Source organism: Pseudarthrobacter raffinosi (assembly GCF_023913735.1).
GTDB lineage: Bacteria > Actinomycetota > Actinomycetes > Actinomycetales > Micrococcaceae > Arthrobacter > Arthrobacter raffinosi.
Genome location: NZ_JAMXBH010000017.1, coordinates 77981 through 104373, shown reverse-complemented (window position 1 = coordinate 104373; position 26393 = coordinate 77981). Strand labels below are relative to the sequence as shown.

Genomic DNA, 26393 nt, shown 5'->3' with positions numbered 1-26393 from the left:
GGCGGACCACATCCTCGCCTGGGACAAGGGCGGAACCACCGGCGTATCGAATTTGGGTCAACCCTGCCCTAAACATCACCGCATGAGACACACCAGCGCCTGGCGGCCCACACCAGCCACAAAGAACGAACCACCCGGCTGGATCTCGCCCACTGGCCGGCACTACAAGAGTGAACACCAGGACTGGGAACCACCACACTGGCCAAAAGGACTGAAACCGGAGCTGACATCAAACGGGCGCGCGCCCTACTCCGCCCCGTGTGATGCCCCCGGCTGCCAGCCGGACATTGTGCACCTCGGGATATCCCTCGGTGAGGGCCGATTGGAACGGTTCCTCCACGCCCGCGCCTGAGCGCCTGACTGGCTGCCCGACACACAGACAAGACGGACAGACAGACAGCACCACGCAGAATCCACCCGGCGGTCGACTCTGCGGCGGCACTGTCAGGTCTGCGGCGGCACTGCCAGGCGCGGAGGAGCCGTTGCTAGGCCTCTTCGACCAGCAGGCCCTTGGCCTTGAGTACCTCGGTGAGGTTGCACAGCTCGATGGTGGTGCCGCCGGCCTTGTACAGGCCGATAAGTTCGCGCTCGGCGTCGTCCCGTTCCTGGGAGAGCCGGATGACATCTTCCACTTCGTCCTTGCGCACCACAACCACGCCGTCGGCGTCGCCGCGCAGGATGTCACCGGGGTAGATGATCTCGTCGCCAAAAACCACAGGGTGGTTGATGGGGCCGATGGTTTCCTTGACCGTTCCCTTGATGCTGACGCTGCCGGAGAACACCGGCAGACCCAGTTCGATCAGGTCCTGGGTGTCCCGGACCCCTGAGTCGGTCACCATGGCGGCAAGACCCTTGGCCTTCATGGCGTTGCCCAGGACGTCGCCAAACGTCCCGGCCTCTTCGAACTCGCCCGCGGCAACCAGGACAACGTCGCCCGGCTCCGCATAATGGATGGCAACCTGCAGCATCAGGTTGTCGCGGGGTGCGCAGCGGACCGTTGTGGCGGGTCCACAGAAGGACATGCTGCGGTCAATCGGCTTGATCTTCGAACTGAGCGCACCCTTCCTGCCCTGGGCTTCGTGGATGGTCGCAGAGGAGAACTTGGACAGCCTGAGGACGGCGTCCGCCGTCGGCCTGTCAACGTTTGTCTTGACGTGGATCATGTTGTGTCCTTCGGTTTGGGGATTGATCAGCTGAGGGCCTGGACTGCTTTGTCGATGGCGGCGGCAGCCTCTTCGATGACGGCCAGGCTGGTTGCATACGAGATCCGGAAGTAGGGCCCGAGCCCATAGGCGGAGCCCGGAATGGCAGCGACGGATGCGTGGTCGAGGAGGTAGAGCACAAAGTCCTGGTCATCTCGGATGACGCTGCCGTCCGGCGTCGTCTTCCCAAGTACCCCGCCGCAGTTCACGTACGCGTAGAAGGCCCCCTCCGGCGTCGAGCATGACAGCCCGGAGATCGCGTTCAAGCCTGCGACGGCGGCGTCCCGGCGGCTACGGTACACCTCGCCGCTGGTGCGGATGAAGGACTGGTCTCCCGTGAGGGCGGCCGCGGCCGCCGCCTGGCTGACCGACGACGGGCACGAGGAAATCTGTGACTGCAGCTTGTTGATGGCCCCGATCAGGCCGGCCGGACCCGCGCCGTAGCCGAGCCTCCAGCCCGTCATCGCGTACGCCTTGGAGACGCCGTTGATTACCAGGACGCGGTCCTTCAGTTCGGGAGCCGCTTCCACGAGGCCTGTCAGCTTGCCTGCACCGAAGTAGATCTGGTCATAAATTTCGTCGGTCAGGACAAAGACGTGGGGAAAGCCGGCCAGGACGTCCGTGAGCGCGCGCAGTTCGGTGCGTGAGTAGACGGCCCCTGTGGGGTTGGAGGGTGTGTTCAGGATCAGCCACTTGGTCCGGTCGGTGATGGCAGCGCGCAGGGCGTCGGGGGTGAGCTTGAACCCCGAGTCCTCGCCGCAGGGGACGATCACGGGCCGGCCGTCGTTGGCCAGGACCATGTCCGGATAGGAGACCCAGTAGGGGGCGGGAATGATGACCTCGTCGCCGTCGTCCAGGGAGGCCATAAACGCGGTGAAGATGACCTGCTTGGCCCCGCCGCCGATGGTTATTTCGTTGGCGGAGTAGTGCAGGCCGGTGTTCAGCTCCAGGGTCTGCAGGATGGCCTTCTGCAGTGCGGGCGTCCCGGTCACGGAGGTGTATTTGGTTTCGCCGTCGGCGATTGCCTGCACGGCGGCGGCCTTGATGTGTTCCGGCGTATCGAAGTCCGGCTCCCCCACGGTGAGGTCAAGAATGCTGCGGCCCTCTGCTTTGAGCTCCCGGACGCGGGCGGCAGCGGCCACGCTTGGAGACGATTTGATGCGTGAAACACGCGATGCAGGCACGAATTCAGACATGTTCTCTTCCAATGGTTCATCAGTGAGGGGACTTGTGTCATTCGAGCCTATGGACTGCAGGCGGCTGTGGATAAGACGTATTCTGCGTGGACAGATAAGGAAGCCTTATGGCCCCGACCCCACACGATTCACTTATTGCCGCACCGGATTTAGGTATTTCCCGGGAGCCGCGGACACGCCTAGCGTTGTGCGTACTGTTCAAGGGAGAGGAACCGATGGCCCGCCATCAACCAGCAACGGCAAGGGACGGCGGGGCACTCCGGAGCCCGGTGCGATCCCCAGCCCGGGGAGGCTACCGCTATCGAGGCGAGCAACGCCGGCAAGCGGCGGATCAGCAACGGGCAGAGCTCAGCCGGCTGCTCACGGACAAGCAGGGCGCCATCCGCTTCCGGTCGAGCCGGATCCGGGCTCTCGGGGCAAGCCTCAACCAATTTGTGGCGCAGGCCATCCGGGACGGTACTCCCGTCGCGGACCTGGCCCGGATCACCCACCTGTCCGCCCTGGCGGTGCGGCGGACCGGCCGCGCCTTCGACGACCTGCAGCCGATAGGACTCGCGGCGGCCGAGCACCTCAGCGCGATCACACGATTGCTCCGGGAACTGACCGCCTTGGAGGACTCGAAGGCAGCAGTCGAAATGGAGCGCCTGCACCTGCTTGCCGAGGCCAGCAGGCAGCAGATTCTGGACGAATTCGAGCTGGCATCCCTGACGGGGCTCAGGCCTGAACAGATCAAGAAAATGACCCGCGGTGTCGCGGCGCAGCCCCGAAGGAATTTCGCGGACCACCTCGCAACCGGCTAACCGGCTGACCGGCTAGCTGGCGGTGATCACAAGGGCAACGCTGTGTCCGCCGAAGCCAAAAGCGTTCACCAGGCCGGCGGGGGCCGAGCCGGGCGCCAGCGTGTGGGCATTTTCAGTGACGATGTTCAGGTTCACTTCGGGGTCCAGCGCTTCGACGTTCGCGGTTCCGGGGAGCTGTCCGGTCTGCAGGGCCTGGACCACCACAACCGCCGCGAGCGCACCGGCGCCGCCCAGGAGGTGGCCGGTGTGGCCTTTGGTGGAGGTCACGGGCACGTCGGCACCGAAAATGGCGTTGATGGCCTGGGCTTCAAGCCGGTCCCCTACCGGGGTGGAGGTGGCGTGCGCATGGACGAAGCCGATCTCCGAAGCCTGCATTCCGGCCGACTCCAGGGCCTTCTGCATGACCCGCCGCTGCATGGCCGGGTCCGCGGCCACGATGTCGTTGGCGTCGGAGGTTACCGCCCCGCCGGCCACTGCGCCGAGGATGGCGGCGCCGCGCGCCAGGGCGTGGGCTTCACTCTCAAGCACCACAATGCCGGCGCCTTCCGCGAGGACAAAGCCGTCGCGGCCGCCGTCGAACGGGCGCGACGCGAGATGGGGTTCGCCGTTGCGCGTGGAGAGTGCCCGGATCTGGGAGAAACCGGTGATCACCAGGTCGTTGACGGAGGCGTCCACGCCGCCGGCAATCACGACGTCGGCCGCGCCGGAGCGGATCATTTCGGCGCCTTGGACAATTGCTTCCGCGCCGGACGCGCAGGCGCTGACCGGGGTCCGGGCTCCGCCGCGGGCGCCGAGGTCAATGGAGACCCAGGCCGCGGGGCCGTTGACCATAAGCCGGGTGAGGGTGTGCGGCGAGACCCGGCGCGGGCCGCCGCTGGCGAGCGCACGGTCCTGTTCTAGAATGGAGCCCAGGCCGCCATAGGCGGAGCCGATCACCACGGCGAACCGTTCGGGGTCGACGTCGGGCGCCCCGGCCTGCTGCCAGGCTTCCCGGGCAGCCACCAGCGCCAGTTGCCCGCACCGGTCCATGCGCTTCAGCTCGCGCGTGGTGAGGTGCTCCGAGAGATCCGCGGTGACCTGTCCGGCGATGCGCACGGGCAGTTGTTCCGCCCAGTCCTCGTCCAGTGCGGCGATGCCGGACTGTCCCGCCAGCAGGCCGGTCCAGGTTTCCGCCACGGAGGAGCCGAGCGGGTTGATGGTGCCGGCGCCGGTGATCAGCGCGCGGGGTTGGTCTGCAGGCATTGGTCGCTACTTTGCTGGGTTGTGGGTGCCGATGGGCACGAGGGTCAGATCGGGGTGGTTCTTCTCGATCCGGCGCAGGGCCCAGACGTCGTTGAACAAGGCGAGGTATTCGCCGTCGGACCTCAACAGCACCTCGGCGCCGGGCACGTTGGCCAGCGCGGGCATGGCGTCCGCCGTCGAAATCCTGGCGATGGAGTACGGCAGGCGTTCGAGCCGCATGGGGGCGCTGAAGTCATGCGCCATGCGGTCCTCCACCACCTCGAACTGCATGGGGCCGACGGCGGCAAGCACCGGCGCCTGGTCGCCGCGGACGTCGGAGCGGAGCACCTGGATGACGCCCTCGTGCTCGAGCTGCTCGATGCCGCGGCGGAACTGCTTGAACTTGCTGGGGTCCTTGGACCGGGCCACCTGGAAGTGTTCCGGGGCGAACAGCGGGATGGCCGGGTACTCCACGGCGCCTTCGAGGAAGAGGCTGTCGCCCACGCGAAGTGTGGAGGCGTTGACCAGGCCCACGACGTCGCCGGGGTAGGCCTCGTCGATGACCTCGCGTTCGCGGCCGAACACCTGCTGGGCGTACTTGGTGGCGAAGGACTTTCCGGTGCGGGTCTGCGTGACCACCATGCCGCGCTCAAAGATGCCGGAGCAGACGCGGATGAAGGCGACGTGGTCGCGGTGGGCCTTGTTCATGCCGGCTTGGACCTTGAAGACAAAGCCGGAGAAGGATGATTCAACCGGGCGCGGGCTGCCCTCAACGTCGGGCCGGGGTGCGGCGTGCGGCGCGAAATCGACCAGGGCGTCGAGCAGTTCCTTCACGCCGAAGTTCAGGGCGGCGGAGCTGAACAGGATGGGGGTGGCGGTGCCCGCATGGAAGGCTTCGACGTCGAATTCGAGGTTGGACTCGATGACCAGGCCGGCCTCGTCCACGGCGTCGGTCCAGTTGCTGCCCTGCGTCTCGGCGGCCTCTTCGGGCGTGAAGTACTCGGTCAGCGCGATGTTGGCGCCGGAATTGTTGCGCTGGAAGCGGGCGAAGCGGTCCTGGCGGAGGTCCCAGACACCGCGGAAGTCACCGGAGATGCCCACGGCCCAGGTCAGCGGCATGGGCTGCAGGCCGGTGCGCTCGGTGAGCTCGTCCATCAGCGCCAGCGCGTCCAGGCCGGGCCGGTCCCACTTGTTGATCACGGTGATGATGGGCAGGTTGCGCTGCTTGCAGACCTCAAACAGCTTCATGGTCTGCGTTTCCAGGCCCTTGGCGGCGTCCACGAGCATCACTGCGCAGTCGACGGCGGCCAGGACGCGGTAGGTGTCCTCGGAGAAGTCCGCGTGGCCGGGGGTGTCCAGCAGGTTGATGACGGTGTCCCGGTAGGAGAACTGCAGGGCGGCGGAGCTGATGGAGATGCCGCGGTCCTTCTCCATCTGCATCCAGTCCGAGACCGTTTCCTTGCGGTTGGCCTTCCCGCTGGAGGCCCCGGCGGTGCCGATCACCTTCGCGTGCAGCGCCAGTGCCTCGGTGAGGGTGGACTTGCCGGCGTCGGGGTGCGAAATGACAGCAAAGGTCCGACGCCGGGCCGCCTGTTTGTGAATCTCGTTGACCCGGGCGGGGCTAAGGACATCTTGGGACACGGTGCTACTTTCGCTGCGGTGGGGTTACCCCAAGGCGCTCGGCAGGCCTCAAGGGGAAGCATGGCTCTGTGACAGCCAAGTTCCAAGTTTATCGCAGCGGCGGGCCCGCACCGAAGGTGGCAGCCTATCGCCCCGGAAACCAGCACTTCAGACTGCGGACAAGCGCAGAAAACGAGAAGCCATAACAATGGATAAGTGAATAAGCATTGGTAAACTCGATCCATGTCCACGTTTGAGGAGAGGTCGTCCTGGCCACCGCTTGGCTATGAGGAACGGCTCTGGCACAGCGTCCAGGACGAGTATGGCTCACGAACGCAGAAGCGTCTGGCCGCGGGTCCGTACTTGGCGGCGGTGCCCGCATTCATCGCCGACCAGTCGATCTCGCTCGATAGCGAGCTGCACGCGCTGACTGAAGAGGCCGCGAGCGAGCTGGCCCGCTTCGATGCGGAAGTAGGTCAAATCGCGGCACCATTCGCGTCCATTTTCCTGCGCACCGAGAGCGCCTCCAGCTCGGAAATCGAGAACCTCACGAGCGGCGCACGGCAGATCGCCTTGGCGGAGCTCGGTGAGCACGCCTCGAAGAATGCGCAGCTCATCTTCGGCAACGTCCGAGCCATGCAAGCAGCTCTTTCGCTGTCCGAGTCCATCGACGGCCACGCCATCCTGGAAATGCATCGCGCACTGCTCGAGCAAAGCAATCCCGAAATCGTCGGCCATTGGCGCTACCAGCAGGTCTGGATCGGTGGCGGGGGCCTCGGACCGCACACCGCACAGTTTGTCCCTCCCCATCAGGATCGGGTCCCCGCGCTCATGGACGACCTCTGCACCTTCGCCAATCGCGCCGACCTTCCCGTGCTTGTTCACACCGCGATCGCTCACGCCCAATTCGAGACAATCCACCCGTTCCCCGATGGCAACGGAAGGGTCGGTCGCGCTCTCATCCAGTCGATGCTGCGCGGCGGACAGCTCACTCGAAACGTTGCCGTTCCTGTCTCCGCAGGTTTGCTCCACAACACCAGCCATTACTTTGATTCCCTGAGTGCGTACCGGTCCGGAGACATCGCCCCGATTGTTCGTTCACTCGCCGAGGCATCCTTCGCGGCGGTGCACAACGGCCGTATCCTCATCAACGACCTGGAAATCGTGCAAGTCGAATGGCGAGGGCGCATCAGCGCAAGACGAGACTCGGCAGCCCACCGGCTCGTAGACGTTCTCCTTCGCCAACCCGTGATTGGCGCAGCCGCAGCCGCAGCTCAGCTTGGCATATCGGCTGTCAACGCTCAGGTCGCCATCGACCGCCTCGTTGACGCCAACATTCTGACCCAAATCACAGACGGAAGACGAAACCGAATTTGGCTTGCGAAGGACGTCGTTCAGATCCTTGACGATTTCGCCGCCCGAGCAAAGCGGCGCCGATAGTCTGACGGTGAACGGACACACTCAGAGCGGACCGAGCGCTGCCCGATTTGGCGTCCAGCTCCTGCCCGCAACGGAACCCTCTACGGGACATCGATGAAGATATGGCTAGCGAGTGGTCCTATTGAGTGGCCACGAGCTCTATTTCGAAGCCGTCTGAATTCTCGAGGTAGGCGGCGTAATGCCCGCTGCCTCCTGCATGTGGATACTTCTCCCGGAACAACTGCGTCCAGCCGTACTCAGCACCGTCGTTAGCCAGCGTGTCCACACGTAGCCGGCTAGCCACTATGAATGCCAGATGATTCAAACCAGGCGCTGTTCGTTGATGATGCAGGCCACTCAAGTCCGGCGATTCTTCTAGAACTATGTAAGTAGGGCCTTTCAGCCAACTGATTCCCTGGGGCCAAGTCTGGTAGGTCGCGTACCCCAAGGCAGACAAGATCCAGCCCCACTCAATCGTGGCCCTAGTAAGATCCGGCACCCACAGTTCGATATGGTGCAAGGCACCTTCTGACTCGTCATTCACCGTGCGAGTCTTTCACGCTGATTTGTCTGAGGCTCTCAGTTTATGGGGCGCACCATTCAATCGCGGGCGCCCACGTCGGAGTCCCGCTTGGGGAGCCTTCGCCGGGACAGGATGTAGCGGCGTTCCAGCCGGCCCGCCGAGTTGCGGACCTTGGTCTCGGACGTCGGAATCCAACCGGCACTTTCGTAGGAGGAGATTGCTCTCTTGTTGTCGGCGATAACCCAGAGCTCCATAGGAGTCTGTGCCTCAACCGAGTGGTGTCGGAGGTGGTCAAGGAGTTGCCGCGCATGACCCTTGCCCCAAGCTTCCGGGTCAACTGCGAGGTAGAGCACTTCCAAGACATCCACATGAGGGACGACGATCGAGAACGCCATCGCGCGATCGCCTATGCGCATCATCAGTAGTAACGCCCCGTCCAAGGCAAGCGCCGATTTAATACCTGGCAGCTTGTCGTCGAGCGGTGGAATGACGGGGAGCTGATCCCGCAGAGCGGTAGCACGAGCCCAGATTCCGGCCGCGTCCCGGGTGGGGCACTTCCCTGCTCCGCACGAACGTCTGGAAGTCGTGATGAGTTCATCCGTCGATCGTGCGGCCCAGGGCGAACTCGCGTTGTTCCGGATCCTCCAACGCCAGCCGTCACAGCGAGAGCGGCCGATAACGGCGCAGTTACGCCGGTTCTTCGGGGGACGCAGCGGCAACAAGGTCCGATACGCGCGTCTGCTCGTCGACGCATTGCCGGCCGGACATGCGCCTCCGCCGCTCGACCGCCTCGTTTCATCATTCTGATGTGACCACCCCGTCCGGCGGGCTGTTTCGGTGAAACGCCACAAAATGCTTATCAGACAGCCGCCGTCGTACGCGTTCCCGAGGCACTTCGCGGCACCCACTAAAGGGGCACTTTGGGGCTTGTCCGTGCGGTTGTTGCCGCTTCTTACCTCTATCATTGAGCTTGCGGGAAACTGAGTACTTTTGATCCTGCCGGCTGAGTGTAAAAAACCGGCGTACCTGCGGGCGGCAGTCTGCACCTTTGAAGGGAACACCTATGGCTCGGAGCCCCGAAGAATCGCTCAAGGCGACTCTGGGCAGAGTGGCTCCAGGCACGCCGTTGCGCGATGGGCTGGAACGCATCCTCCGGGGGCGGACCGGTGCGCTGATTGTGCTGGGCTCGGACCGGACCATCGATTCCATCTGCTCCGGCGGTTTCGACATCGGCATCGACTTCTCCCCCACAAGGCTCCGTGAACTGGCCAAGATGGACGGCGCCATCATCTGCGACAAGGACGCCGGCAACATTCTGCGCGCCGCGGTCCAGCTGGTCCCGGACTCAAGCATCGAAACCCAGGAATCCGGCACCCGGCACCGCACGGCGGAGCGTGTGGCCATCCAGACCGGCGTTCCCGTGATTTCCGTCAGCCAGTCCATGCAGATCATCGCCCTGTACGTGAACGGGCTCCGGCACGTGCTGGAGGGATCCGAAAAAGTCCTGGCCCGCGCCAACCAGGCCCTCGCCACGCTGGAACGGTACCGTTCGCGGCTGGACCAGGTGACCAGTTCCCTGTCCGCCCTGGAGATCGAGGCCATGGTGACCGTCCGCGACGTCGCGGTCACCCTGCAGCGCCAGGAAATGGTCCGCCGGATCTCCGAGGAAATCTCGCAGTACGTCCTGGAACTTGGCGAGGACGGGCGCCTGCTTTCCCTCCAGCTCGATGAGCTGACAGTGGGCCGCGGTCCCGGCAGCGACGTCATCATCCGCGACTACGCCGGACCGGACGCGTCCGCGGAGGACATCGAACGGGCCGTCAGCGCGCTGGTGAACCTCGGCCCCACGGAGCTGATCGACCTGGGCAAGATCTCCGGGATCGTGGGTTTTGCCGGCGGCGAGGCCAACCTCGACGCCGTGGTTCAGCCCCGCGGTTACCGGCTGCTGTCCGGCCTCAAGGCAGTCCCCAAGGCTGTTGCCGACCGCCTGGTGGACCACTTCGGCGGCCTGCAGTTCCTGATGGCGGCCACCATCGACGACCTCATGACCGTTGACGGCATCGGCGACCAGCGCGCCCGGACCGTCCGCGAAGGCCTGAGCCGCATGGCCGAAGCCAGCCTGCTGGACCGCTTCCTCTAGATTCCCCGCCGGCGTGGGCCCAAGGTAGGGCGGATCAGCTGAGCTGGAACACTGCCTTGGGGCTGGCCCTCGAGCCGAGCTTGGCCGTGAAGATGTAGTACGCCCCGCCGGCCCCTGGCCTGGCCTCGATGGGGCTGCAGCCTTCCAGCGTGCGGTTCCGGCTCCACGGGAAGTTCGCCGTTTCGCTGGCGCCCGGGGCAATCGTCTTTACGAGGTCTTCGCTTTTGGCCTGGCAGTCCTTGGACGAGAAGATCCTGTCCGCGCCGCTGGTCACCAGGAACTCCATCTGGGACGTTCCGATGTTCACCTCGCACGGCATGGTTCCGCCGTTGGTCACCTTCAGGGTAAGCAGCGGGTTCTCCTCGGGGCCATAGGCGGCTTTGTCGGTCGAAGCGGAAACCGTCACCAGGTTTTGGTTGCAGGAAGGCGTGGGTGTGGGAGTGGGTTCGCTGCCCGCAGTTTCCGACGGCGATGCGCCGGGGGCGGGGGCCGTTTCAGTGGCGCCGTCGGTCGAGGATGCCTGCTCGGTGCCGCTGAAGGCGCCGGCCACCGCAAAGCCACCGAACGTGAGCGCCACCGCCATCAGCAGGGCGGTTCCCACAAAAAGCCGACGACGGCGGTAGACAGCTGCGCTCGGCTGCCGGGTAGCGCCGGACCCGCCCCGGGAACCGGATGCGGATGCCGTCTTGCGCGGTGATGAATTGCCTTGCCTGCCCATCCTTCTAGGCTAGAGAACCCACCGGATTCTGCCGTCCCACCACGCCGGTCCCCCGGCCAACGCTAGGTCACAGTTGTCCGCGGCATCTTCGCGCGGGCGCCCGGGAATCCACTACAGTGTTGGGATCGACGCTACAACCCTTTCCCCAGCCATGCCCGCGGACGGCGCCCCCGCTACGGCCCCGTTCGGCACCGATGACCTCCGCCCCGGCCAGCTCGCGGCACTGCACGGCAGGATCACCGGCTGGTTCGCTGAGACGGCGAGGGACTTGCCGTGGCGCGAACGCCACTGCTCACCGTGGGGAGTCCTGGTCAGCGAGATCATGCTGCAGCAGACCCCAGTGGTGCGGGTGCTGCCTGTCTGGCGGGAATGGCTCAAGCGCTGGCCCACCCCCGCCGCCCTCGCCGGCGAGCCTGCAGGGGAAGCCGTACGCTCCTGGGGCAGGCTCGGCTACCCCCGCCGGGCACTCCGCCTGCAAGCAGCCGCCGCTGCCATCGTCCGCGACCACGGCGGCAAGGTCCCCGGCAACTACACGGAGCTGCTGGCCCTGCCCGGGGTGGGCAGCTACACGGCCGCGGCCGTTGCCGCCTTTGCCTTCGGACTCCGGGAGACTGTGGTGGACACGAACATCCGGCGTGTGCACGCGCGCCTGGTATCCGGCGTCGCGCTCCCCTCGCCATCGCTGAACGCTGCGGAGATGCGGCTCGCGGCGGAACTGCTGCCGGACGACGTCGGGACCTCCGTGCACTGGAATGCTGCGGTAATGGAACTGGGGGCGCTGGTCTGCACGGCGCGGGCGCCCAAGTGCGCGGACTGCCCGGTGCGGGACTCCTGTGCGTGGCTGGCAGCCGGCGAGCCGCCGCCGTCGTACGTTCCCAAAGGTCAGGCGTGGCACGGAACTGACCGGCAGGTCCGGGGTGCCGTGATGGCTGTGCTCCGGCGTGCGGACGCACCCGTGCCGGCGGAAATGTTCCAGCGGGAGCCTGCTGACCTGGGCTTCGCCGCGGACGGAATCGGCGTGCCCCTGTCCGCACTGCACCGCCTGAACTCCGCGCCGGAACAGCTCGAACGTGCCATTGCCGGCCTCCTTGGCGACGGGCTGGCCGAGCTGCACCAGGGCGGTTACCGGCTGCCAGCCTGAGGCCCCTTTAAGGTGGCCCGCGCCCGGATGGCATACTTTCTGGTGACTCAAACCGGGGGAAATTCATGAGAATCGTGTTGTACGTCATCTGGGCACTGTTTGTTGCGGGCGTTATTTTTGCGCTGGTCCGTTCGCTGCGGAAGACCAAGCGGCAGGAAAAACTGATCGCCGGCTGGCCAAAGGTCCAGGCGACCGTCACCGGCAACGTCGCGGGCTGGACACATGGCGGAGGCGGCTCAACGCGGAGCCGGCGCTTCTACCCCACGTACCAGTTCGCCGACCCCAACGGGACCCTGTATGCCGGCGAATCCGAGGTCTCGTACGCCAACCGGCAGGCACCGGGATCGCCCCTGGCAGTGGCCTACAACCCGGCGAATCCCAACCAGTCGTTCCAGGTGGCGTCCGAATCGAAAATGGTGATCGGGTGCCTGATGCCGGTCTTCGCATTTTTCGCCCTGCTGCTTTTCTGGGTCGCCGGCGCTTTCCCGGTGGGCTGAACCGTGGAGTCCCTGAAACTGCTGTTCATCGTGCTGCCCGGGCTTTTCGTTGCCGCAGGCCAGATCCTGATGGGGCTGTCCCTGGCCGCGTCCTTCCGCCGGAAACGTTCCATGGCGGGGTGGCAGGAGGCTTCGGCCACCGTCACGGGAAACCTGCACGGCACGGACGGACCCGCGAGCAACGGCCGGAACCGGTTTGCGCCGTCGTACGAATTCGCGGACGCCGGGGGCAAACGCTGGCTGGGGCAGGCCGATATCTACAGCCAGGACCAGGCGATCATCGGCACGCACATACCCGTGGTCTACAACCCGGCAAATCCCGCCGAATCCACGCTGCCGGTCTTCGCTGTTGCCAAAGGCCGGCTGGCCACAGGTCTCATTATGGTGATCTTTGGGGCCACAGCCATAACAATGTTTGCATCACTTTCCTGGTAGCAATGCGGGCCTCCGGCTCCGGATTTACGCTGAAGTATGGGCAAGCCCGGGGTACTTCTGGCACTGATGACGACGGCGGTTCTCACCTCCGGCTGCCACTACTACTACCCCGTGCCGGAGCCGTGCCCTGCCATCGCCCAGGCCACTGCCGTCTCCGTTACCGTGGCGCGGGAGTACGTGGCGCACATGGGATCGTTGCGCCTGAAGGCCTGCCAGGACGGCGTCTGCAAGGAAGCCCCCGTCGAGCTGTTTCACGGAACGGCATCCATCGACCAAGGCTGCACACCGGACGGCGTCTGCTCTGCCACGGCTTCCCCGGACGGGACCATGATCGGGATGCTGATGCTGGAGTCCCTCACGGAGGCACCGATGGCGCTGACTGCCACGGGTACTTCTCCGGGCGGATCGGCCCTCCCTGCGCGCACCCTGGATTTCCGGCCCCGCGGGGCCTATCCCTACGGTGAGCATTGCGGGAGGTTCGTCACGGCTTCGGTGATTCTCGACGCCGAGGGACTGCGACAAGCCGTTTGACGGCCCTCGCTGGCGACAAATAAGCCCCGCCAAACCCTGCCCTTGACTTCCACTCAGGACACTTCTACGGTCTGTATTACCAGCATCGGCAACGTTGGATTTAGCACAGGTTCCCCGCCGGGAAGGGGTAAGGATGCCACTTTCAGATAGGGAGCGGAAACAGCTCGAGGAGCTGGAATCTGGCCTGGCCGCAGAGGATCCGAGGCTCGCCGAGGAACTCTCGACCGGCTCCGTGGGCCTCAGGTTTGGGCGCCGTATCTACCTCGGTGCCATCGCATGCCTGTTCGGGCTGGTGTTGCTTATTGTCGGGGTCAGCACGCAGATCATCGCGGTCGGCGTCGGCGGCTTCCTGCTGATGGGAGCCGGCACGTACCTGCTCGTGGACAAGCGGTCCTTTAGTCTGGGCCGAAGCAGCCAGGTCAAATAGACAACTCAGGCCATGGCCTACGGCTCGCCGAAGCCTGCCTGCACCAAGCCGCCGACGTAGTTCAGGGCACGCTCGGCATCGGGGCCCCAAGCCTCGATATGGAGCAAGGATCCCTTGGCTGCCGCCAGGGTCATCAGGGATGTCATTGACGCGCCATCCACCCCGTTGACCGTGACTTCGGCGTTGAGGGACGCCAGACCGCCCGCGATCTTGGCGGCCGGACGGGCGTGCATGCCGGCCTCATTCACCAGTTCGAAGTCGCCGGTGAAGTCCGGCCCTGAACCGGTGACGGACCCTTCAGCCACGGTGCTTTCGGCGAGCACCCGCGAAGCAGCCGCCACCTCCGGTCCCAATCCGTACACGGCTTCGGCGGCACGTTTGACTGCCTTCACGTCGGCGCCGCCCTGTGCGGCCACGGCGGCAGCCACGAGGCCTTCCACCAGGGGCGCGTCCGCCAGGAGCACGCCGGCCGGCTCCTCCACGAGCTCCAGCGCCGATTCCGCCGTCATCACTGCAGATCCGAGGTCCGTCAGGACCACCACACCATCGCCGCCGGCCGCCTTGTCCAGGGCAGACATGACTTTCTCCAGGCTCGTTCCGATCCTGCCGTCGGCGGTGCCCCCGGCGGCGAGGATGACGACGTCGGGCGCCATCTGGGCGGCGAGCTCCACGGCGCCGTCGGCAATTTTCTCGCTATGGGACACCACCACCAGGCGCACCGTCACGCTGCGGCCCCAACGGCGGCCCGCAGAATGAGGGCGCTGGAGGCGGCGCCCGGATCGCGGTGCCCCGCGCTCCGCTCCCCCAGATAACTGGCGCGGCCCTTGCGGGCGACCAGGGGCTCGGTGGCCACGGCGCCAGCCTCAGCCGCCTCAGCGGCTGCGACCAGCACTCCAAGGACGGTGCCTGCGCCGTCCGCCGCAGCGGCCTGCGCTGCCTCCGCGGCGGGGGTCCAGGCATCCACCATGGTCTTGTCGCCGGACTCGGCCTTGCCCCTGGCCACGATCCCATCGCGGGCAGCCACAAGCGCGTCGGCGAGCCGCCCCGGATCAATCTCGGCGGCATCGCCCAAAGCAGTGGAAGCGCGCAGGAACGCGGTTCCGTACAAGGGACCTGCGGCGCCGCCCACCTTGGACATCAGGGTCATGGCAGTCAGCTTCAGGGCCGCGCCGGGCGTCTCAGGCTGCGCTTCAGCCAGTTTCTCCAGCACCGCCTGGAACCCGCGGTCCATGTTCTCGCCGTGGTCCGAGTCCCCGATCGCACGGTCAAGTTCGATGAGCCACACCCGGTTTTCCGCCATGGCCTGGGCGCAGAGAGTCAGCCATCTGACGGCCCATTTCACGTCCAGCACCACGGTTACACGCCCCAACGCAGGGCTGCGGTGTGCACCGGAGCGTCCCACAGGTGCGTCAGTTCATCGTCGAGCCGGAGCACCGAGATGGAGCAGCCCTGCATTTCCAGGGACGTGATGTAGTTCCCTACCAGCGAGCGTTCGACGGCGGCTCCACGTTCTGCGATCACCTGGGCAGCGCGGCGGTAAACAATGTACAGCTCGCTCAGCGGGGTCCCGCCCATGCCATTGACAAACAGCAGGACTTTCTCTCCCCCGGTGATGCCCAGGTCGCTGAGGACCGGGTCCAGCAGGCGGTCCGTGATGCCGTCAGCGTTCTCCATCGGGATTTTGTGCCGGCCGGGCTCGCCATGGATGCCGATGCCGATCTCGATCTCATCATCCGCCAGGTCGAAACTGGGCGTTCCCGCATGCGGTACTGTGCACGCGGACAGCGCAACCCCCATGGTGCGGACGTTGCTGTTGACGCGGTCACCGATCGCGGCCACGGCATCGAGGCTGTCACCACGTTCAGCCGCGGCGCCGGCGATTTTCTCGACCAGAACGGTGCCGCCCACTCCGCGGCGGCCTGCCGTATACAGGGAGTCCTCCACCGCGACGTCGTCATTGACCAGGACCGTGCGGATGTCCACGCCTTCGGCCTGCGCCAGCTCCGCTGCGGTCTCAAAGTTCAGGACGTCGCCGGTGTAGTTCTTCACGATATGGACGACGCCGGCACCCGAGTTAACGGCGAGCGTCGCCGGAAGAATCTGGTCCGGCGTCGGCGAGGTGAACACCGCCCCCGGCACGGCGGCGTCGAGCATTCCCAGCCCGACAAACCCGGCGTGGAGCGGCTCGTGGCCGCTTCCCCCGCCGGAAACTAGTCCGACCTTCCCTGCCACCGGCGCGTCTTTGCGCGTGACGTACTTCGGATCGGCAGTGACGGTGACCAGTCCAGCGTGGGCCAGACCGAATCCCTCGACGGATTCGTCAACCACGGAACGGGGATCATTGATGAGCTTTTTCATGGCAGAACTCCTGGGGTGTGGGTGCGTCCTGGAGGATGCACTTTGACCCTACTACCGGCGCCTGAAGTCCGGTAGCCTGCGACGATGCGGCGGAAGCGGTAAGGGACAGCCCCCCAATGGCTGTCCCTTACGGCAGGCCCCACACTGCAACCCTGTCAGTTTATCCATCAATTCGACATAAAGCTATTTATGTCACAGGGTGACTTCTTGCCGCTATCGTCGGCGGCAGGGTGATTGGGGGTGTCTAGAGGGTCTTGATCATGCGGGTGTTGCCCAGGGTGTTGGGCTTGACCCGCGCCAGGTCCAGGAACTCGGCAACGCCTTCGTCATGGGAACGCAGCAGCTCGGAGTAGACCACCGGGTCCACGGCCGTCTGGTCGGCCATGACCTCGAAGCCATGGCGTTTGAAAAAATCCACCTCGAACGTGAGGCAGAAGACTCGGGCCACGCCCAGTTCACGGGCCTCGGCCAGCAGGCTTTCCACCAGCACGTGACCTACACCCTTGCCGCGCCACGCGTCCGATGCGGCCAGCGTGCGGACTTCGGCGAGATCCTCCCACATAACGTGCAGGGCGCCGCAGCCGATGACTTCGCCGTCGTCGGCTTCTGCGATCCGGAACTCCTGGAGGCTTTCGTAATAGGCAACGGTCTCTTTCGCCATGAGAATCCGCTGCTCAGCCAACGGCGCCACAAGGCGCTTGATGGCGGCCACGTCACTGGTACGTGCAGAACGGATATGGAAGGAGTCAGTCACAGGGTCCATCCTACGATGGCAGCCCGGCGTCCTCGGCGCTCCCGGAGGACGCAGTCAGCCTTGTTTGGCGGCCCAGTCGGCGACGCGCTGGGTGCTTTCCTCTTCGGAGAGGTCCTCCACGCGAGTCATGACGGACCAGCGCACACCGTAGGGGTCCCGGATGCTGGCGAATCTGTCTCCCGAGACAAATGTGGACAGCGGATCCCGAACGGTAGCCCCCATCCGCTCGGCCCGCGCAATAAGAGCGTCCGCGTCGGCGCAGTAGAAGCCGATCGAGTAGCAATCATCGTCGCCGTTCGGCGCCGGAACGAGGTGGTAGTCCGGGTTGGGCTCTCCAATCTGGAGTCGCCCCTGACCGAAGTCAAGTTCGGCGTGGACGACGATTCCGCCGATCTCGGTGACATTTACTGTGCGCGCGCCGAAGACGTCCTGGTAGAAGGTGATCGCCTCCTTGGCAGAAGGGATCGCAAGGAACGGCGTGAGGCTCGTGAAGCCGTGCGGGATGCCGGATTTCGTGTGCTTGCCATCGGCGGCGTTGGTCAGTTCGGGGCTTGTAGTATCAGTCATAGATCTCACGGTACGCACAGGCCGGCTCAGCGGCTTGGAGAATTGCGACAGCCTGGATAAGGAGTGTCCCCCCATGGTGGGTTCGTACAAGGGAATCCTCTACCCGGCCCGGCTCCCCACATTTCACCGTGTGCCGGCGTCTGAGTCCGTCACGAACCTGGTGCAGTGGTTTTGGATCCCCGAGTGGGACATTGAGCCAGGGCACACGTCCCGCCAGCACGTGATCGCGTTCCCGACGTCCAATCTTGTGGTCCAAAAGGATCTCGTTGAGTTCGCAGGCCCAACAACCCGTCGATCGCATCGCGATCTCACGGGCCGGGGCTGGGCGGTTGGGGCCCTCCTGCGTCCCGCGCTGGTTCCACGTTTCACGGATGACCCGGGGAGCCTGCGGGATTCCCAGCTGCCACTACCGCTCGCGGATCTGCATGCCTCGGTGTCGGAGGCGATGAGGGGAACCGATCCAGGGGAACGTCGACAACGCGCGGTGGAGGCTTTCACCGGCTGGCTAGTAGCGCAGAGTCCAGAGGTGTCCGAGGAAGGCATCCTTGCCAACGCGATGATGGACATGATCGGAACATGCGCCGACGTGACCCGCATTGAAGACGTTGCCGCGCGTCTATTTGTTTCGCCGAGAACCCTGCAACGGGCAGCGCGGAAGTACATCGGCCTGAGCCCGTCCGCGCTTATCCGAAGGCGCCGCCTGCAAGAGGCCGCTGACCGGTCACGGACCGACCCGGCGACAGACCTCGCGGCGATAGCTGCCGAACTCGGCTACACCGACCATGCCCATCTGACGAACGACTTTCAAAAGTTCCTAGGATTCACGCCAAGCACGTATCGACGATCAGTCCTCCAGGACCAGGCCGAGAATCATGACGGCGGTGGATAGCTGAGGGCCCGGTGTCTTGCGCAGACCGCGTCGGGGTCATGGCATGGACGAGGACCCGGACAACGCAAAGGCCCCGCCTGCTCCTCTGGGGCGCGGGCGGGGCCTTGGCTGTCTTGCCTTAGACGCTGGGGGCGATCTCCGGGATGCGCGGCTTGGCGTTGCCGGCGAACGTGAACTTGGCGTCGTCGCCTTCGCCGTCCACGTCCACTACAACGATGTCGCCGGCGTGGAGCTCGCCGAACAGGATCTTCTCGGAGAGCTGGTCCTCGATCTCGCGCTGGATGGTGCGGCGCAGCGGCCGGGCACCCATGGCGGGATCGTAGCCGCGGGTCGCCAGGAGCACCTTGGCCGCGGTGGTGAGCTCGATGCCCATGTCCTTGTCCTTGAGGCGCTTCTCCAGGCGGCCAACGAACATGTCCACGATCTCGATGATCTCGTCCTGGGTGAGCTGCGGGAACACCACAACGTCATCCACACGGTTCAGGAACTCCGGACGGAAGTGCTGCTTGAGCTCTTCCGTCACACGGGCGCGCATCCGGTTGTAGCCGGTCTGCGTGTCTGTGCCGGACTGGAAGCCGGTGGCCACGCTCTTGGAGATGTCCCGGGTGCCCAGGTTTGTGGTCATGATGATCACGGTGTTCTTGAAGTCCACCACGCGGCCCTGGGAGTCGGTCAGGCGGCCGTCTTCCAGGATCTGCAGGAGTGAGTTGAAGAGGTCAGCGTGCGCCTTCTCCACTTCGTCGAACAGGACCACGGAGAACGGACGACGGCGGACCTTCTCGGTGAGCTGGCCACCCTCTTCGTAGCCGACATAGCCCGGAGGGGCACCGAAGAGCCGTGAAACGGTGTGCTTCTCCGAGTACTCGGACATGTCCAGCGTGATGAGGGCGTCCTCGTCACCGAACAGGAATTCGGCCAGGGCCTTGGCGAGCTCGGTCTTGCCGACGCCGGTGGGGCCGGCGAAGATGAACGAGCCGCCCGGACGCTTGGGGTCCTTCAGGCCTGCACGGGTACGGCGGATTGCCTGGGACAGGGACCTGATGGCCTCGTTCTGGCCCACCACACGCTTGTGCAGTTCGTCTTCCATCTTCAGCAGGCGCGTGGACTCTTCCTCGGTCAGCTTGAAGACCGGGATGCCGGTGGAGTTGGCCAATACCTCGGCGATGAGATCCTCATCCACCTCGGAAATGTCATCCATGCCGCCGGACTTCCAGTGGCGTTCCTTCTCGGAGCGCTCGGTAATGAGCTTCTGCTCCTTGTCCCGGAGCGAAGCGGCGCCTTCGAAGTCCTGCGCGTCGATGGCGGATTCCTTCTCCATCTTCAGCTTGGCGATCCGCTCATCCATGGCCTTCAGCTCCGGCGGGGCGGTCATCCGGCGGATGCGCAACCGGGCACCGGCCTCATCGATCAGGTCGATGGCCTTGTCCGGCAGGAAGCGGTCCGAGATGTAGCGCTCGGAGAGGTTCGCGGCCGACGCGAGGGCGCCGTCGGTGATGGTGACGCGGTGGTGCGCCTCGTAGCGGTCACGCAGGCCCTTGAGGATCTCGATCGCGTGCGCGACGGAGGGCTCCTTGACCTGGATCGGCTGGAAGCGGCGCTCGAGTGCGGCATCCTTCTCGATGTGCTTGCGGTACTCATCCAAGGTGGTGGCACCGATGGTCTGCAGTTCACCGCGGGCCAGCATGGGCTTCAGGATGGACGCAGCATCGATCGCACCCTCGGCCGCACCGGCACCGACAAGCGTGTGGATCTCGTCGATGAAGAGGATGATGTCGCCGCGGGTGCGGATTTCCTTCAGGACCTTCTTCAGGCGCTCTTCGAAGTCACCGCGGTACCGGGAGCCGGCCACGAGTGAACCGAGGTCCAGGGTGTACAGCTGCTTGTCCTTGATGGTTTCCGGGACGTCGCCGCGGACAATCGCCTGGGCGAGGCCTTCGACAACGGCGGTCTTGCCGACGCCGGGCTCACCGATCAGGACAGGGTTGTTCTTGGTGCGCCGGGACAGGACCTGCATAACGCGTTCCATCTCGGACTCGCGACCGATCACCGGGTCAAGTTTGTTCTCGCGCGCAGCCTGGGTGAGGTTGCGGCCGAACTGGTCCAGGACCACGGAACCGGCGGGAGTGCCCTCGGGCTGGCCGGGACCGACGCCGGCGCCGGTAGTCTCCTTGCCCTGGTAGCCGGAGAGGAGCTGAATGACCTGCTGGCGGACGCGGTTAAGGTCTGCGCCGAGCTTGACCAGCACCTGGGCGGCAACACCTTCACCCTCGCGGATGAGGCCCAGCAGGATGTGCTCCGTGCCGATGTAGTTATGGCCCAGCTGCAAGGCTTCCCGCAGCGAGAGTTCCAGCACCTTCTTGGCGCGCGGGGTGAAGGGGATGTGGCCGGATGGGGCCTGCTGGCCCTGGCCGATGATCTCCTGTACCTGTTCGCGCACGCCGTCGAGCGAAATGCTCAAGGACTCAAGAGCTTTGGCGGCAACGCCTTCACCTTCATGGATCAGACCCAAGAGGATGTGTTCGGTACCAATGTAATTGTGGTTCAGCATGCGTGCCTCTTCTTGGGCAAGCACAACTACGCGACGGGCACGGTCCGTAAATCGCTCAAACATTTTCGCCACACTCCTAGCTACGACGTACTTTGATGCTACGTGGCGGACCCCCACTTGGGGAGCGTGTTCGCCACAGGGGAAACATGACGTGTTCAACCTCCCGTCACCCTGCACCGCTTGGATCAATGCAAGAACCTCAAGCAAGGAGAAACGTCATGGAAGTCATCACCCTGCTCATGACCGCCGCGACCGTAGCCCTCGCCGGGATCGGCGGGCTCTACTACTCCTACGCCTGCTCGGTGATGCCGGGGCTGCGCGCCACCGATGAGGCGACATTTGTCAGTGCCATGTCCGGGATCAATACCGCCATCCAGAATCCGGTGTTCGCGCTGAGCTTCGTCGGCGCCTTCCTCGCATTGGCGGGCTCGGCAGCCTTTTCGTGGGCCGACGGGCTTGCCAGCGCACTCCCCCTCTCTGTTTCCCTGGCCTGCTACACGGCCACGCTGGTCATCACCTTCGCCGCGAACATCCCCTTGAATAACGCTCTGGACCTGGCGGCCGCGTCTGGAGATGCCGCGGCCGCCAGAAAATCGTTCGAACGCCGGTGGACCCGGTGGAACATCCACCGCACCTGGCTGTCGCTGGCCGCACTGGTCGCGCTCAGCGTTGCCTGGGCAGCGTTGGGTCAGCCGTGAGACTGCAACAGCGCGCTACTTCCGGAAGTCGAACAGCGCCGTGTGTGTTGTCCCGTCGTTCAGTCCCAGTGTGAATTGCCGGCACCTCCCTGCCCAGTCTTTCTGGGTTTTCCACACGTAGGTGTAGGTATCGGAGCCGGCCGCGTAGCTCAGCGAACTGCCTCCCGCGGCGACAGTCTGCTCCACTTCGTCCGGCGCGGTGCCGCCGGGGCACGCTATAACGGACGACGACGGTGCTCCCGCCGCCAGGATGTCCAGCCCCCGGTTCCCGCCGACCCCGAACTTGATGGGCACGGCAGCGCCTGCCTTCATGGCGTTCAGGGTGCCGCCGTTATCCGGCCCTTCGTCTCTAAGCGTGGTTGGTTCCGCTGAGTTTTCGGTTTGGGGTGGGTCCGGCGTGGCGGCGGGAGAGATGCGTCAGGGCCTCTTTGAATTGGTAGCGACCAAGCTTCCAATTTCAAATGAGACCCCGACTTGTCCCACTCTACTTCCTGCTCCGGTGGGCGGTGGTGTGAACGTGCCGATACCCTTCTGGGTGTCCCCGGCGTGCATATCACCTCCGTCACCGAGGCCGACACCGGCCTGATCGTCCACGTCGAAACCGACCAAACCATCAATGGTTGCCCTGTCTGTGGTGTCGTCGCTGTGGGCCACGGCCGGCGGCAGATCCGTCTTCATGACATCCCGTGTTTCGGGCGGCCCGTCCGGCGCGCGTGGGCCAAGCGGCTGTGGCGTTGCCCCGACGAACACTGCCCCAGGAAAGTCTTCAGCGAAGAACATCCCTTGGCCGGGAAGCGGGCGATCCTGACCAGCCGGGCCGTCCGCTGGGCCGTCGATGCACTGGAGAAATACGACACGTCCGTCTCCGCCCTCGCCCACCAACTCGGCGTCTCCTGGCGGGCCCTCTGGAAGGGCGTCGAGGCCGAAGCAACCCGCCGGCTTGGAAAGCCCGAACGCCTCGCTGGCATTGACGCCCTCGGCGTGGACGAGCACGTCTGGACACACACCGGGTTCCCCGGCACCGGCATGGTCACCGGCATCATCGACCACACCCGCGACGCCGACGGCAACGTCCACGCAAGGCTGCTGGATCTGGTTCCGGGCCGTTCCGGGAAGGCCTACGGCGACTGGCTCAAAGAACAAGGCCCCGGCTTCACCAACGGCATCAAGGTCGCCACCTTGGACCCGTACCCCGGCTACGCCAACGCCATCCGCGACGAACTACCCGAGGCCATCACCGTTGTTGACGCGTTCCACATAGTGAAGCTTGGAACCGGCATGGTTGACGACGTGCGCCGACGCGTCCAGCAGGACACTCTCGGTCACCGCGGGCGGAAGGACGACCCGCTCTACGGCATCCGCAGAACCCTGCAACAAGGCATCGAATCCCTCACCGAGAAGCAAGTCGCCAGGCTCGAAAGGAAGCTCGAGGCCGGCGACCCGAACAGCGAGGTGACCATCGCCTGGCACTCCTATCAAAAGCTCCGGGCCGTCTACCACGCCCGGCCCGAGAAGGGACGCGAGCTTGTCACCGAGATCCTCGCGAGCTTCCCCAGCTGCCCGATCCCGGAGATTGCCAAGCTCGGGCGCAGCCTGCGGGCGTGGAAGGCGGCGATCCTGGCGTACTTCGATACCGGCGGAGCATCGAACGGCCCTACCGAAGCTGCTAACGGAGTCATCGAAACCACCCGCCGCGTTGCACGCGGATTCCGTAACTTCGAAAACTACAGAATCAGAAACCTACTCGCAGCAGGAGGCCACCGCCCCTACCGGAAGAAATCACCCAACCACGCTTAGGGACGAAGGGCCCGTTATCCACCGGCTGCAGGAACCCGCGGAACGGCCAACGCGGCTGGCCCACGGCGAACTGTCCTGGTAGCCAAGCAATTCCGCGAAAGCGCCGTCATCGCGGCCTGAAGATGCTGTGTACCAGCTTTCAAGGAATCCTGCGGCGGTGGTCCTGATCTTGTATGTTCCATTCGTCAGATCGAACGACGTGCTTGCCACGCCCGAACTTGCCGTTTGCGGGATCGCAAGCACAAGGCCGCCATCAATGGCGTTGAAGACCTCAAAGGTGACGTCGGTGGCAATTGCGGGGCCCGGACTCGCATTGATGCTGGCCAGGAGTTCCGTCGAATCCAGGACGACGCTTAAGCGCACTTCATCATCCGCGAATGCCGGAGCGCCGAGAGGCACAGCCAGCAGGAGAATCAGCGTCGCCAGGACTGCCGTAAATCGCCGAGACCCGCTAATTCCAGCATTCCAGGCTCCCGCCGCGTATACATTCGAGTGGGCGAATTCGAGCGGGCGTCCCAGACCGAAGGCTCAAACCGAATCGCCGGCTCATCCCAAGGAAATTGCGCGACGATTAGCCCAACGGTACGCCCGGAGGCCGTTAGTCAGCAAGGATTTTGCGCATACCCAAGCCTGTCTTTGCGCATTCAAAATTGGCATCAAAAAACCCTGCCCCCACCCGAAGGTGAAGACAGGGCCTAATACGCCGTCGGAGAGGCGTAGGTCAGGAATTTGCCTTTTGGTAGGCTTCCTGGATTTCAGCCTGAATCCGGCCGCGGCTGTTAACCGTGTAGCCGTTATCCCGCGCCCATTGACGGATCTGCGCGGAGTCGTTGGTACGGGGACCTACCACCGCTTTGGTGCGGGTGGCTCTGCCGGCCGAGGTCTTGCGCCCGGCAGCAACAAAGCGCTCCAGGGCAGAACGGAGCTCGGCCGCGTTGGCCGAGGACAGATCGATTTCGTAGCTGACCCCATCGAGGCCAAAACGGACGTTCTCGTCCGCAGATCCCCCATCCAGATCATCGACGAGGATGATGTTTACTTTCTGTGCCATTAAATATGTCTTCCTCTTGGAAAGGTTCGGTTGTCAGAAAATGAGGATGTTCCTATTAAAAGTATGAACCTCTTTATGGCAACGCGTCAAAGCGTCGGATGGTTCCTGTGGAAATCCACAGGAACCCGCAGAATGCTCTTTCGAGCTATTTGTCCGTTTCCGGGTTCTGTTCGTTCAATGGCGCTGCGGAACGCGATTCCGCTTCGGCCTTGGCCCGCGCTTCGGCCTTACGCTCGGACTTATCGGCATTGAAGATGGATTTCATGGCGAACCAGAAAAGCAGGCCAACCACGAGCGACGGCAGCAGTACGGCTACATATTCCATGATTAGTGGCCTTCGGGCTTCAGAAGCGGGAAAAGGATGGTTTCGCGGATACCGGCGCCGGTGAACAACATAACCAGCCGGTCAATACCCAGACCGATGCCGCCCATGGGCGGCGCGCCGTATTCGAGGGCCCGCAGGAAGTCCTCGTCCAGCTGCATGGCCTCGACATCGCCCGCAGCAGCGTGCCGCGACTGTTCGGTCAGCCGCTCACGCTGGATGACGGGGTCGATCAGCTCGGAGAAGGCCGTGCCGCGTTCCATGCCGCCGATGATGAGGTCCCAGGCTTCGATCAGCCGGCCGTCCTCCCGGTGCGGGCGGGCCAGCGGCTGGGCAGACGGCGGGTAGTCGTACACAAACGTGGGGTTCAGCAGTGTGGGCTCCACAATTTCGCCGAACAGTTCCACGGCCAGTTTCTCGGCGTCCCACTTCGGGTCCACCTTGACCTCGTGCTTTTGGGCGATTTCGCGCAGCACCTCAAGCGACGTATCAGGTGTGACTTCCTGGCCAACGGCGTCGGACAGTCCCGGGTAGACCGAAACCCAGGCCCAGTCGCCGTCGAGGTTGATTTCCCCGGCTTCGGTCTGGAGGGTGCGGCCCACACCCACGGCGTCAGCGGCGTCGAGGATGATCTCCTTGATGCGCTCGGCCATGACGAACTGGTCAGCCCAGGCTTCATAGCACTCAAGGGTGGTGAATTCGGGGCTGTGGGTGGAGTCCACACCCTCGTTGCGGAAGACGCGGCCCATGTCGTAGACGCGGTCGATCCCGCCCACGACAGCACGCTTGAGGTAAAGCTCGGTGGCAATGCGAAGGGTCATCTTCTGGTCGAACGCGTTCATGTGCGTCTCGAACGGGCGGGCCAGGGCGCCGCCGTGGACCAGCTGCAGGATGGGGGTTTCCACCTCGACATAGCTGTGGCGGTGCAGGCTCTCGCGGATGGAACGGGTAATCGCGGCGCGGGTGTAAACCATTTCCCGGGCTTCGTCGCGCACCATCAGGTCAACGTAGCGCTGGCGGACGCGGGTTTCCTCGTTCAGTTCCGCGTGCAACACCGGCAACGGACGGAGTGCTTTGGAGGCCATGGACCAGGACTCGGCCATCACGGACAGCTCGCCGCGGCGGGAGGAAATCACTTCGCCCTTGATGAACACGTGGTCGCCGAGGTCCACCAGCGCCTTCCAGTCAGCGAGCGCTTCCTCGCCCACGTTGGCCAGGCTGAGCATCGCCTGCAGCCGGGTGCCCTTGCCGTCAACGCCGCCTTCCTGGAGCGTGGCGAAGCAGAGCTTGCCGGTATTGCGCACAAAAACCACGCGGCCCGTGACGCCTACAACGTCGCCCGTGGTGTCGTCAGCCTCAAGGTGCGCGTACTTTTCGCGGATCTCCGTGAGGGAATGCGTGCGTTCCACACCCACCGGATATGCCTCGGTGCCCCGCTCGATCAGCTTTGCACGCTTGTCCATGCGGATGCGCATCTGCTCGCTGGCGTCGAGCGGCTCTGGGGCATTTTTTGGGGTGGGGGTGTTTTGGGAAGTCACA

At 64.6% G+C, this 26393-nt stretch carries 29 protein-coding genes and 1 pseudogene; 12 read left to right on the top strand and 18 right to left on the bottom strand.

Annotated features, from left to right (window positions below; genetic code table 11):
* Nucleotides 1-352: pseudogene (locus NG698_RS16060) on the top strand (HNH endonuclease signature motif containing protein); the annotation flags it as partial.
* Between the two features lie 133 nt (nucleotides 353-485).
* On the opposite strand, the gene NG698_RS16055 reads toward NG698_RS16060, so the two are convergent.
* Nucleotides 486-1163 (bottom strand): 4-carboxy-4-hydroxy-2-oxoadipate aldolase/oxaloacetate decarboxylase, encoded by a 678-nt coding sequence (locus tag NG698_RS16055; RefSeq protein WP_252601669.1) that lies wholly within the window; start codon nucleotides 1161-1163, stop codon nucleotides 486-488.
* Nucleotides 1164-1189: 26 nt separating this feature from the next.
* Entirely contained in the window at nucleotides 1190-2398 is a 1209-nt protein-coding gene (locus NG698_RS16050; protein WP_252610963.1) for an aspartate transaminase, read from the bottom strand.
* A gap of 269 nt (nucleotides 2399-2667) precedes the next feature.
* Between NG698_RS16050 and NG698_RS16045 the strand changes: the two genes are divergently transcribed.
* Entirely contained in the window at nucleotides 2668-3198 is a 531-nt protein-coding gene (locus NG698_RS16045; RefSeq protein ID WP_252610961.1) for a hypothetical protein, read from the top strand.
* A gap of 12 nt (nucleotides 3199-3210) precedes the next feature.
* On the opposite strand, the gene NG698_RS16040 is transcribed toward NG698_RS16045, so the two are convergent.
* A complete protein-coding gene (locus NG698_RS16040) occupies nucleotides 3211-4440 on the bottom strand; it encodes a beta-ketoacyl-[acyl-carrier-protein] synthase family protein (RefSeq protein WP_252610958.1) in 1230 nt (409 codons plus the stop codon).
* 6 nt (nucleotides 4441-4446) lie between these two features.
* On the bottom strand, nucleotides 4447-6060 hold the full coding sequence (locus NG698_RS16035; RefSeq protein WP_252601675.1) for a peptide chain release factor 3: 1614 nt from the start codon (nucleotides 6058-6060) through the stop codon (nucleotides 4447-4449).
* A 222-nt stretch (nucleotides 6061-6282) separates the two neighbouring features.
* On the opposite strand from NG698_RS16035, the gene NG698_RS16030 reads away from it, so the two are divergent.
* Nucleotides 6283-7479 (top strand): Fic family protein, encoded by a 1197-nt coding sequence (locus NG698_RS16030; RefSeq protein WP_252610956.1) that lies wholly within the window; start codon nucleotides 6283-6285, stop codon nucleotides 7477-7479.
* Nucleotides 7480-7597: 118 nt separating this feature from the next.
* Here NG698_RS16030 and NG698_RS16025 read toward each other — a convergent pair whose 3' ends face one another.
* Nucleotides 7598-8002 (bottom strand): VOC family protein, encoded by a 405-nt coding sequence (locus tag NG698_RS16025; RefSeq protein WP_252610954.1) that lies wholly within the window; start codon nucleotides 8000-8002, stop codon nucleotides 7598-7600.
* A 56-nt stretch (nucleotides 8003-8058) separates the two neighbouring features.
* Nucleotides 8059-8397, bottom strand: coding sequence for a GNAT family N-acetyltransferase (locus NG698_RS16020; RefSeq protein WP_374210099.1), 339 nt, complete (start codon nucleotides 8395-8397; stop codon nucleotides 8059-8061).
* 647 nt (nucleotides 8398-9044) lie between these two features.
* On the opposite strand from NG698_RS16020, the gene disA reads away from it, so the two are divergent.
* The gene (gene disA, locus NG698_RS16015; protein ID WP_104060140.1) at nucleotides 9045-10121 is read left to right on the top strand and encodes a DNA integrity scanning diadenylate cyclase DisA; all 1077 of its coding nucleotides are present in this window, start codon (nucleotides 9045-9047) and stop codon (nucleotides 10119-10121) included.
* 34 nt (nucleotides 10122-10155) lie between these two features.
* Here disA and NG698_RS16010 read toward each other — a convergent pair whose 3' ends face one another.
* A complete protein-coding gene (locus NG698_RS16010) occupies nucleotides 10156-10839 on the bottom strand; it encodes a hypothetical protein (protein ID WP_252610950.1) in 684 nt (227 codons plus the stop codon).
* Nucleotides 10840-10990: 151 nt separating this feature from the next.
* On the opposite strand from NG698_RS16010, the gene NG698_RS16005 reads away from it, so the two are divergent.
* The 5 genes from NG698_RS16005 to NG698_RS15985 all read left to right on the top strand — a co-directional run bounded on the left by NG698_RS16005 (nucleotide 10991) and on the right by NG698_RS15985 (nucleotide 13870).
* On the top strand, nucleotides 10991-11980 hold the full coding sequence (locus tag NG698_RS16005) for an iron-sulfur binding domain-containing protein (RefSeq protein ID WP_252601688.1): 990 nt from the start codon (nucleotides 10991-10993) through the stop codon (nucleotides 11978-11980).
* Between the two features lie 65 nt (nucleotides 11981-12045).
* A complete protein-coding gene (locus NG698_RS16000) occupies nucleotides 12046-12477 on the top strand; it encodes a DUF3592 domain-containing protein (RefSeq protein ID WP_252610948.1) in 432 nt (143 codons plus the stop codon).
* A gap of 3 nt (nucleotides 12478-12480) precedes the next feature.
* Entirely contained in the window at nucleotides 12481-12912 is a 432-nt protein-coding gene (locus NG698_RS15995) for a DUF3592 domain-containing protein (protein WP_252610946.1), read from the top strand.
* A 36-nt stretch (nucleotides 12913-12948) separates the two neighbouring features.
* Entirely contained in the window at nucleotides 12949-13443 is a 495-nt protein-coding gene (locus NG698_RS15990; protein ID WP_252610944.1) for a hypothetical protein, read from the top strand.
* Between the two features lie 133 nt (nucleotides 13444-13576).
* A complete protein-coding gene (locus NG698_RS15985; RefSeq protein WP_056347786.1) occupies nucleotides 13577-13870 on the top strand; it encodes a DUF3040 domain-containing protein in 294 nt (97 codons plus the stop codon).
* Nucleotides 13871-13887: 17 nt separating this feature from the next.
* Here the strand turns inward: NG698_RS15985 and dhaM are convergent, their stop codons facing one another.
* The 5 genes from dhaM to NG698_RS15960 all read right to left on the bottom strand — a co-directional run bounded on the left by dhaM (nucleotide 13888) and on the right by NG698_RS15960 (nucleotide 17549).
* On the bottom strand, nucleotides 13888-14595 hold the full coding sequence (gene dhaM / locus NG698_RS15980; RefSeq protein WP_252610942.1) for a dihydroxyacetone kinase phosphoryl donor subunit DhaM: 708 nt from the start codon (nucleotides 14593-14595) through the stop codon (nucleotides 13888-13890).
* Nucleotides 14592-15224 (bottom strand): dihydroxyacetone kinase subunit DhaL, encoded by a 633-nt coding sequence (dhaL, locus tag NG698_RS15975; protein WP_058930378.1) that lies wholly within the window; start codon nucleotides 15222-15224, stop codon nucleotides 14592-14594. Before dhaL ends, dhaM begins: the two co-directional genes overlap by 4 nt.
* Nucleotides 15225-15226: 2 nt before the next feature.
* Complete coding sequence (gene dhaK / locus NG698_RS15970; RefSeq protein WP_252601706.1) at nucleotides 15227-16228, bottom strand: dihydroxyacetone kinase subunit DhaK; 1002 nt, start codon at nucleotides 16226-16228, stop codon at nucleotides 15227-15229.
* 244 nt (nucleotides 16229-16472) lie between these two features.
* Nucleotides 16473-16991, bottom strand: coding sequence for an amino-acid N-acetyltransferase (locus NG698_RS15965; RefSeq protein ID WP_256471136.1), 519 nt, complete (start codon nucleotides 16989-16991; stop codon nucleotides 16473-16475).
* Between the two features lie 45 nt (nucleotides 16992-17036).
* Nucleotides 17037-17549 carry a VOC family protein gene (locus NG698_RS15960; RefSeq protein WP_252601712.1) on the bottom strand — a complete coding sequence of 171 codons (513 nt, stop codon included), beginning with the start codon at nucleotides 17547-17549 and terminating at the stop codon, nucleotides 17037-17039.
* A gap of 73 nt (nucleotides 17550-17622) precedes the next feature.
* Between NG698_RS15960 and NG698_RS15955 the strand changes: the two genes are divergently transcribed.
* On the top strand, nucleotides 17623-18438 hold the full coding sequence (locus NG698_RS15955; RefSeq protein ID WP_252601714.1) for a helix-turn-helix transcriptional regulator: 816 nt from the start codon (nucleotides 17623-17625) through the stop codon (nucleotides 18436-18438).
* A 118-nt stretch (nucleotides 18439-18556) separates the two neighbouring features.
* Here NG698_RS15955 and NG698_RS15950 read toward each other — a convergent pair whose 3' ends face one another.
* Nucleotides 18557-21049 carry an ATP-dependent Clp protease ATP-binding subunit gene (locus NG698_RS15950; protein WP_252601716.1) on the bottom strand — a complete coding sequence of 831 codons (2493 nt, stop codon included), beginning with the start codon at nucleotides 21047-21049 and terminating at the stop codon, nucleotides 18557-18559.
* 155 nt (nucleotides 21050-21204) lie between these two features.
* Between NG698_RS15950 and NG698_RS15945 the strand changes: the two genes are divergently transcribed.
* Complete coding sequence (locus tag NG698_RS15945; protein ID WP_252610940.1) at nucleotides 21205-21684, top strand: anthrone oxygenase family protein; 480 nt, start codon at nucleotides 21205-21207, stop codon at nucleotides 21682-21684.
* Between the two features lie 15 nt (nucleotides 21685-21699).
* Here the strand turns inward: NG698_RS15945 and NG698_RS15940 are convergent, their stop codons facing one another.
* Nucleotides 21700-22098 carry a PxKF domain-containing protein gene (locus NG698_RS15940; RefSeq protein WP_308293044.1) on the bottom strand — a complete coding sequence of 133 codons (399 nt, stop codon included), beginning with the start codon at nucleotides 22096-22098 and terminating at the stop codon, nucleotides 21700-21702.
* Between the two features lie 60 nt (nucleotides 22099-22158).
* Here NG698_RS15940 and NG698_RS15935 point away from each other — a divergent pair, with 60 nt between their 5' ends.
* The gene (locus tag NG698_RS15935; RefSeq protein WP_445260441.1) at nucleotides 22159-23481 is read left to right on the top strand and encodes an ISL3 family transposase; all 1323 of its coding nucleotides are present in this window, start codon (nucleotides 22159-22161) and stop codon (nucleotides 23479-23481) included.
* On the opposite strand, the gene NG698_RS15930 is transcribed toward NG698_RS15935, so the two are convergent.
* From NG698_RS15930 to lysS, 4 genes are all read right to left on the bottom strand, one after another.
* Nucleotides 23464-23844, bottom strand: coding sequence for a hypothetical protein (locus tag NG698_RS15930; protein WP_252610934.1), 381 nt, complete (start codon nucleotides 23842-23844; stop codon nucleotides 23464-23466). The genes NG698_RS15935 and NG698_RS15930 overlap by 18 nt on opposite strands.
* Before the next feature lie 358 nt (nucleotides 23845-24202).
* Entirely contained in the window at nucleotides 24203-24532 is a 330-nt protein-coding gene (locus tag NG698_RS15925) for a histone-like nucleoid-structuring protein Lsr2 (protein ID WP_104060154.1), read from the bottom strand.
* 145 nt (nucleotides 24533-24677) lie between these two features.
* A complete protein-coding gene (locus NG698_RS15920; protein ID WP_141139155.1) occupies nucleotides 24678-24857 on the bottom strand; it encodes a hypothetical protein in 180 nt (59 codons plus the stop codon).
* 2 nt (nucleotides 24858-24859) lie between these two features.
* Nucleotides 24860-26392 carry a lysine--tRNA ligase gene (gene lysS, locus NG698_RS15915; RefSeq protein WP_252610933.1) on the bottom strand — a complete coding sequence of 511 codons (1533 nt, stop codon included), beginning with the start codon at nucleotides 26390-26392 and terminating at the stop codon, nucleotides 24860-24862.
* Nucleotide 26393: the final 1 nt, after the last annotated feature.

Excerpts from the sequence above, each read along its gene's own strand:
- NG698_RS16030 (WP_252610956.1), top strand. The coding sequence starts at position 6,283 with ATGTCCACGTTTGAGGAGAGGTCGTCCTGGCCACCGCTTGGCTATGAG.
- NG698_RS16055 (WP_252601669.1), bottom strand. The coding sequence starts at position 1,163 with ATGATCCACGTCAAGACAAACGTTGACAGGCCGACGGCGGACGCCGTC.
- NG698_RS15925 (WP_104060154.1), bottom strand. The coding sequence starts at position 24,532 with ATGGCACAGAAAGTAAACATCATCCTCGTCGATGATCTGGATGGGGGA.
- NG698_RS15985 (WP_056347786.1), top strand. The coding sequence starts at position 13,577 with ATGCCACTTTCAGATAGGGAGCGGAAACAGCTCGAGGAGCTGGAATCT.
- NG698_RS15955 (WP_252601714.1), top strand. The coding sequence starts at position 17,623 with ATGGTGGGTTCGTACAAGGGAATCCTCTACCCGGCCCGGCTCCCCACA.
- NG698_RS15965 (WP_256471136.1), bottom strand. The coding sequence starts at position 16,991 with ATGGACCCTGTGACTGACTCCTTCCATATCCGTTCTGCACGTACCAGT.
- disA (WP_104060140.1), top strand. The coding sequence starts at position 9,045 with ATGGCTCGGAGCCCCGAAGAATCGCTCAAGGCGACTCTGGGCAGAGTG.
- NG698_RS16010 (WP_252610950.1), bottom strand. The coding sequence starts at position 10,839 with ATGGGCAGGCAAGGCAATTCATCACCGCGCAAGACGGCATCCGCATCC.
- NG698_RS16020 (WP_374210099.1), bottom strand. The coding sequence starts at position 8,397 with ATGCGCATAGGCGATCGCGCGATGGCGTTCTCGATCGTCGTCCCTCAT.
- NG698_RS16040 (WP_252610958.1), bottom strand. The coding sequence starts at position 4,440 with ATGCCTGCAGACCAACCCCGCGCGCTGATCACCGGCGCCGGCACCATC.
- NG698_RS15950 (WP_252601716.1), bottom strand. The coding sequence starts at position 21,049 with ATGTTTGAGCGATTTACGGACCGTGCCCGTCGCGTAGTTGTGCTTGCC.
- NG698_RS15960 (WP_252601712.1), bottom strand. The coding sequence starts at position 17,549 with ATGACTGATACTACAAGCCCCGAACTGACCAACGCCGCCGATGGCAAG.
- NG698_RS16000 (WP_252610948.1), top strand. The coding sequence starts at position 12,046 with ATGAGAATCGTGTTGTACGTCATCTGGGCACTGTTTGTTGCGGGCGTT.
- dhaK (WP_252601706.1), bottom strand. The coding sequence starts at position 16,228 with ATGAAAAAGCTCATCAATGATCCCCGTTCCGTGGTTGACGAATCCGTC.
- NG698_RS16005 (WP_252601688.1), top strand. The coding sequence starts at position 10,991 with ATGCCCGCGGACGGCGCCCCCGCTACGGCCCCGTTCGGCACCGATGAC.
- NG698_RS16050 (WP_252610963.1), bottom strand. The coding sequence starts at position 2,398 with ATGTCTGAATTCGTGCCTGCATCGCGTGTTTCACGCATCAAATCGTCT.
- NG698_RS15945 (WP_252610940.1), top strand. The coding sequence starts at position 21,205 with ATGGAAGTCATCACCCTGCTCATGACCGCCGCGACCGTAGCCCTCGCC.
- NG698_RS15920 (WP_141139155.1), bottom strand. The coding sequence starts at position 24,857 with ATGGAATATGTAGCCGTACTGCTGCCGTCGCTCGTGGTTGGCCTGCTT.
- NG698_RS15990 (WP_252610944.1), top strand. The coding sequence starts at position 12,949 with ATGGGCAAGCCCGGGGTACTTCTGGCACTGATGACGACGGCGGTTCTC.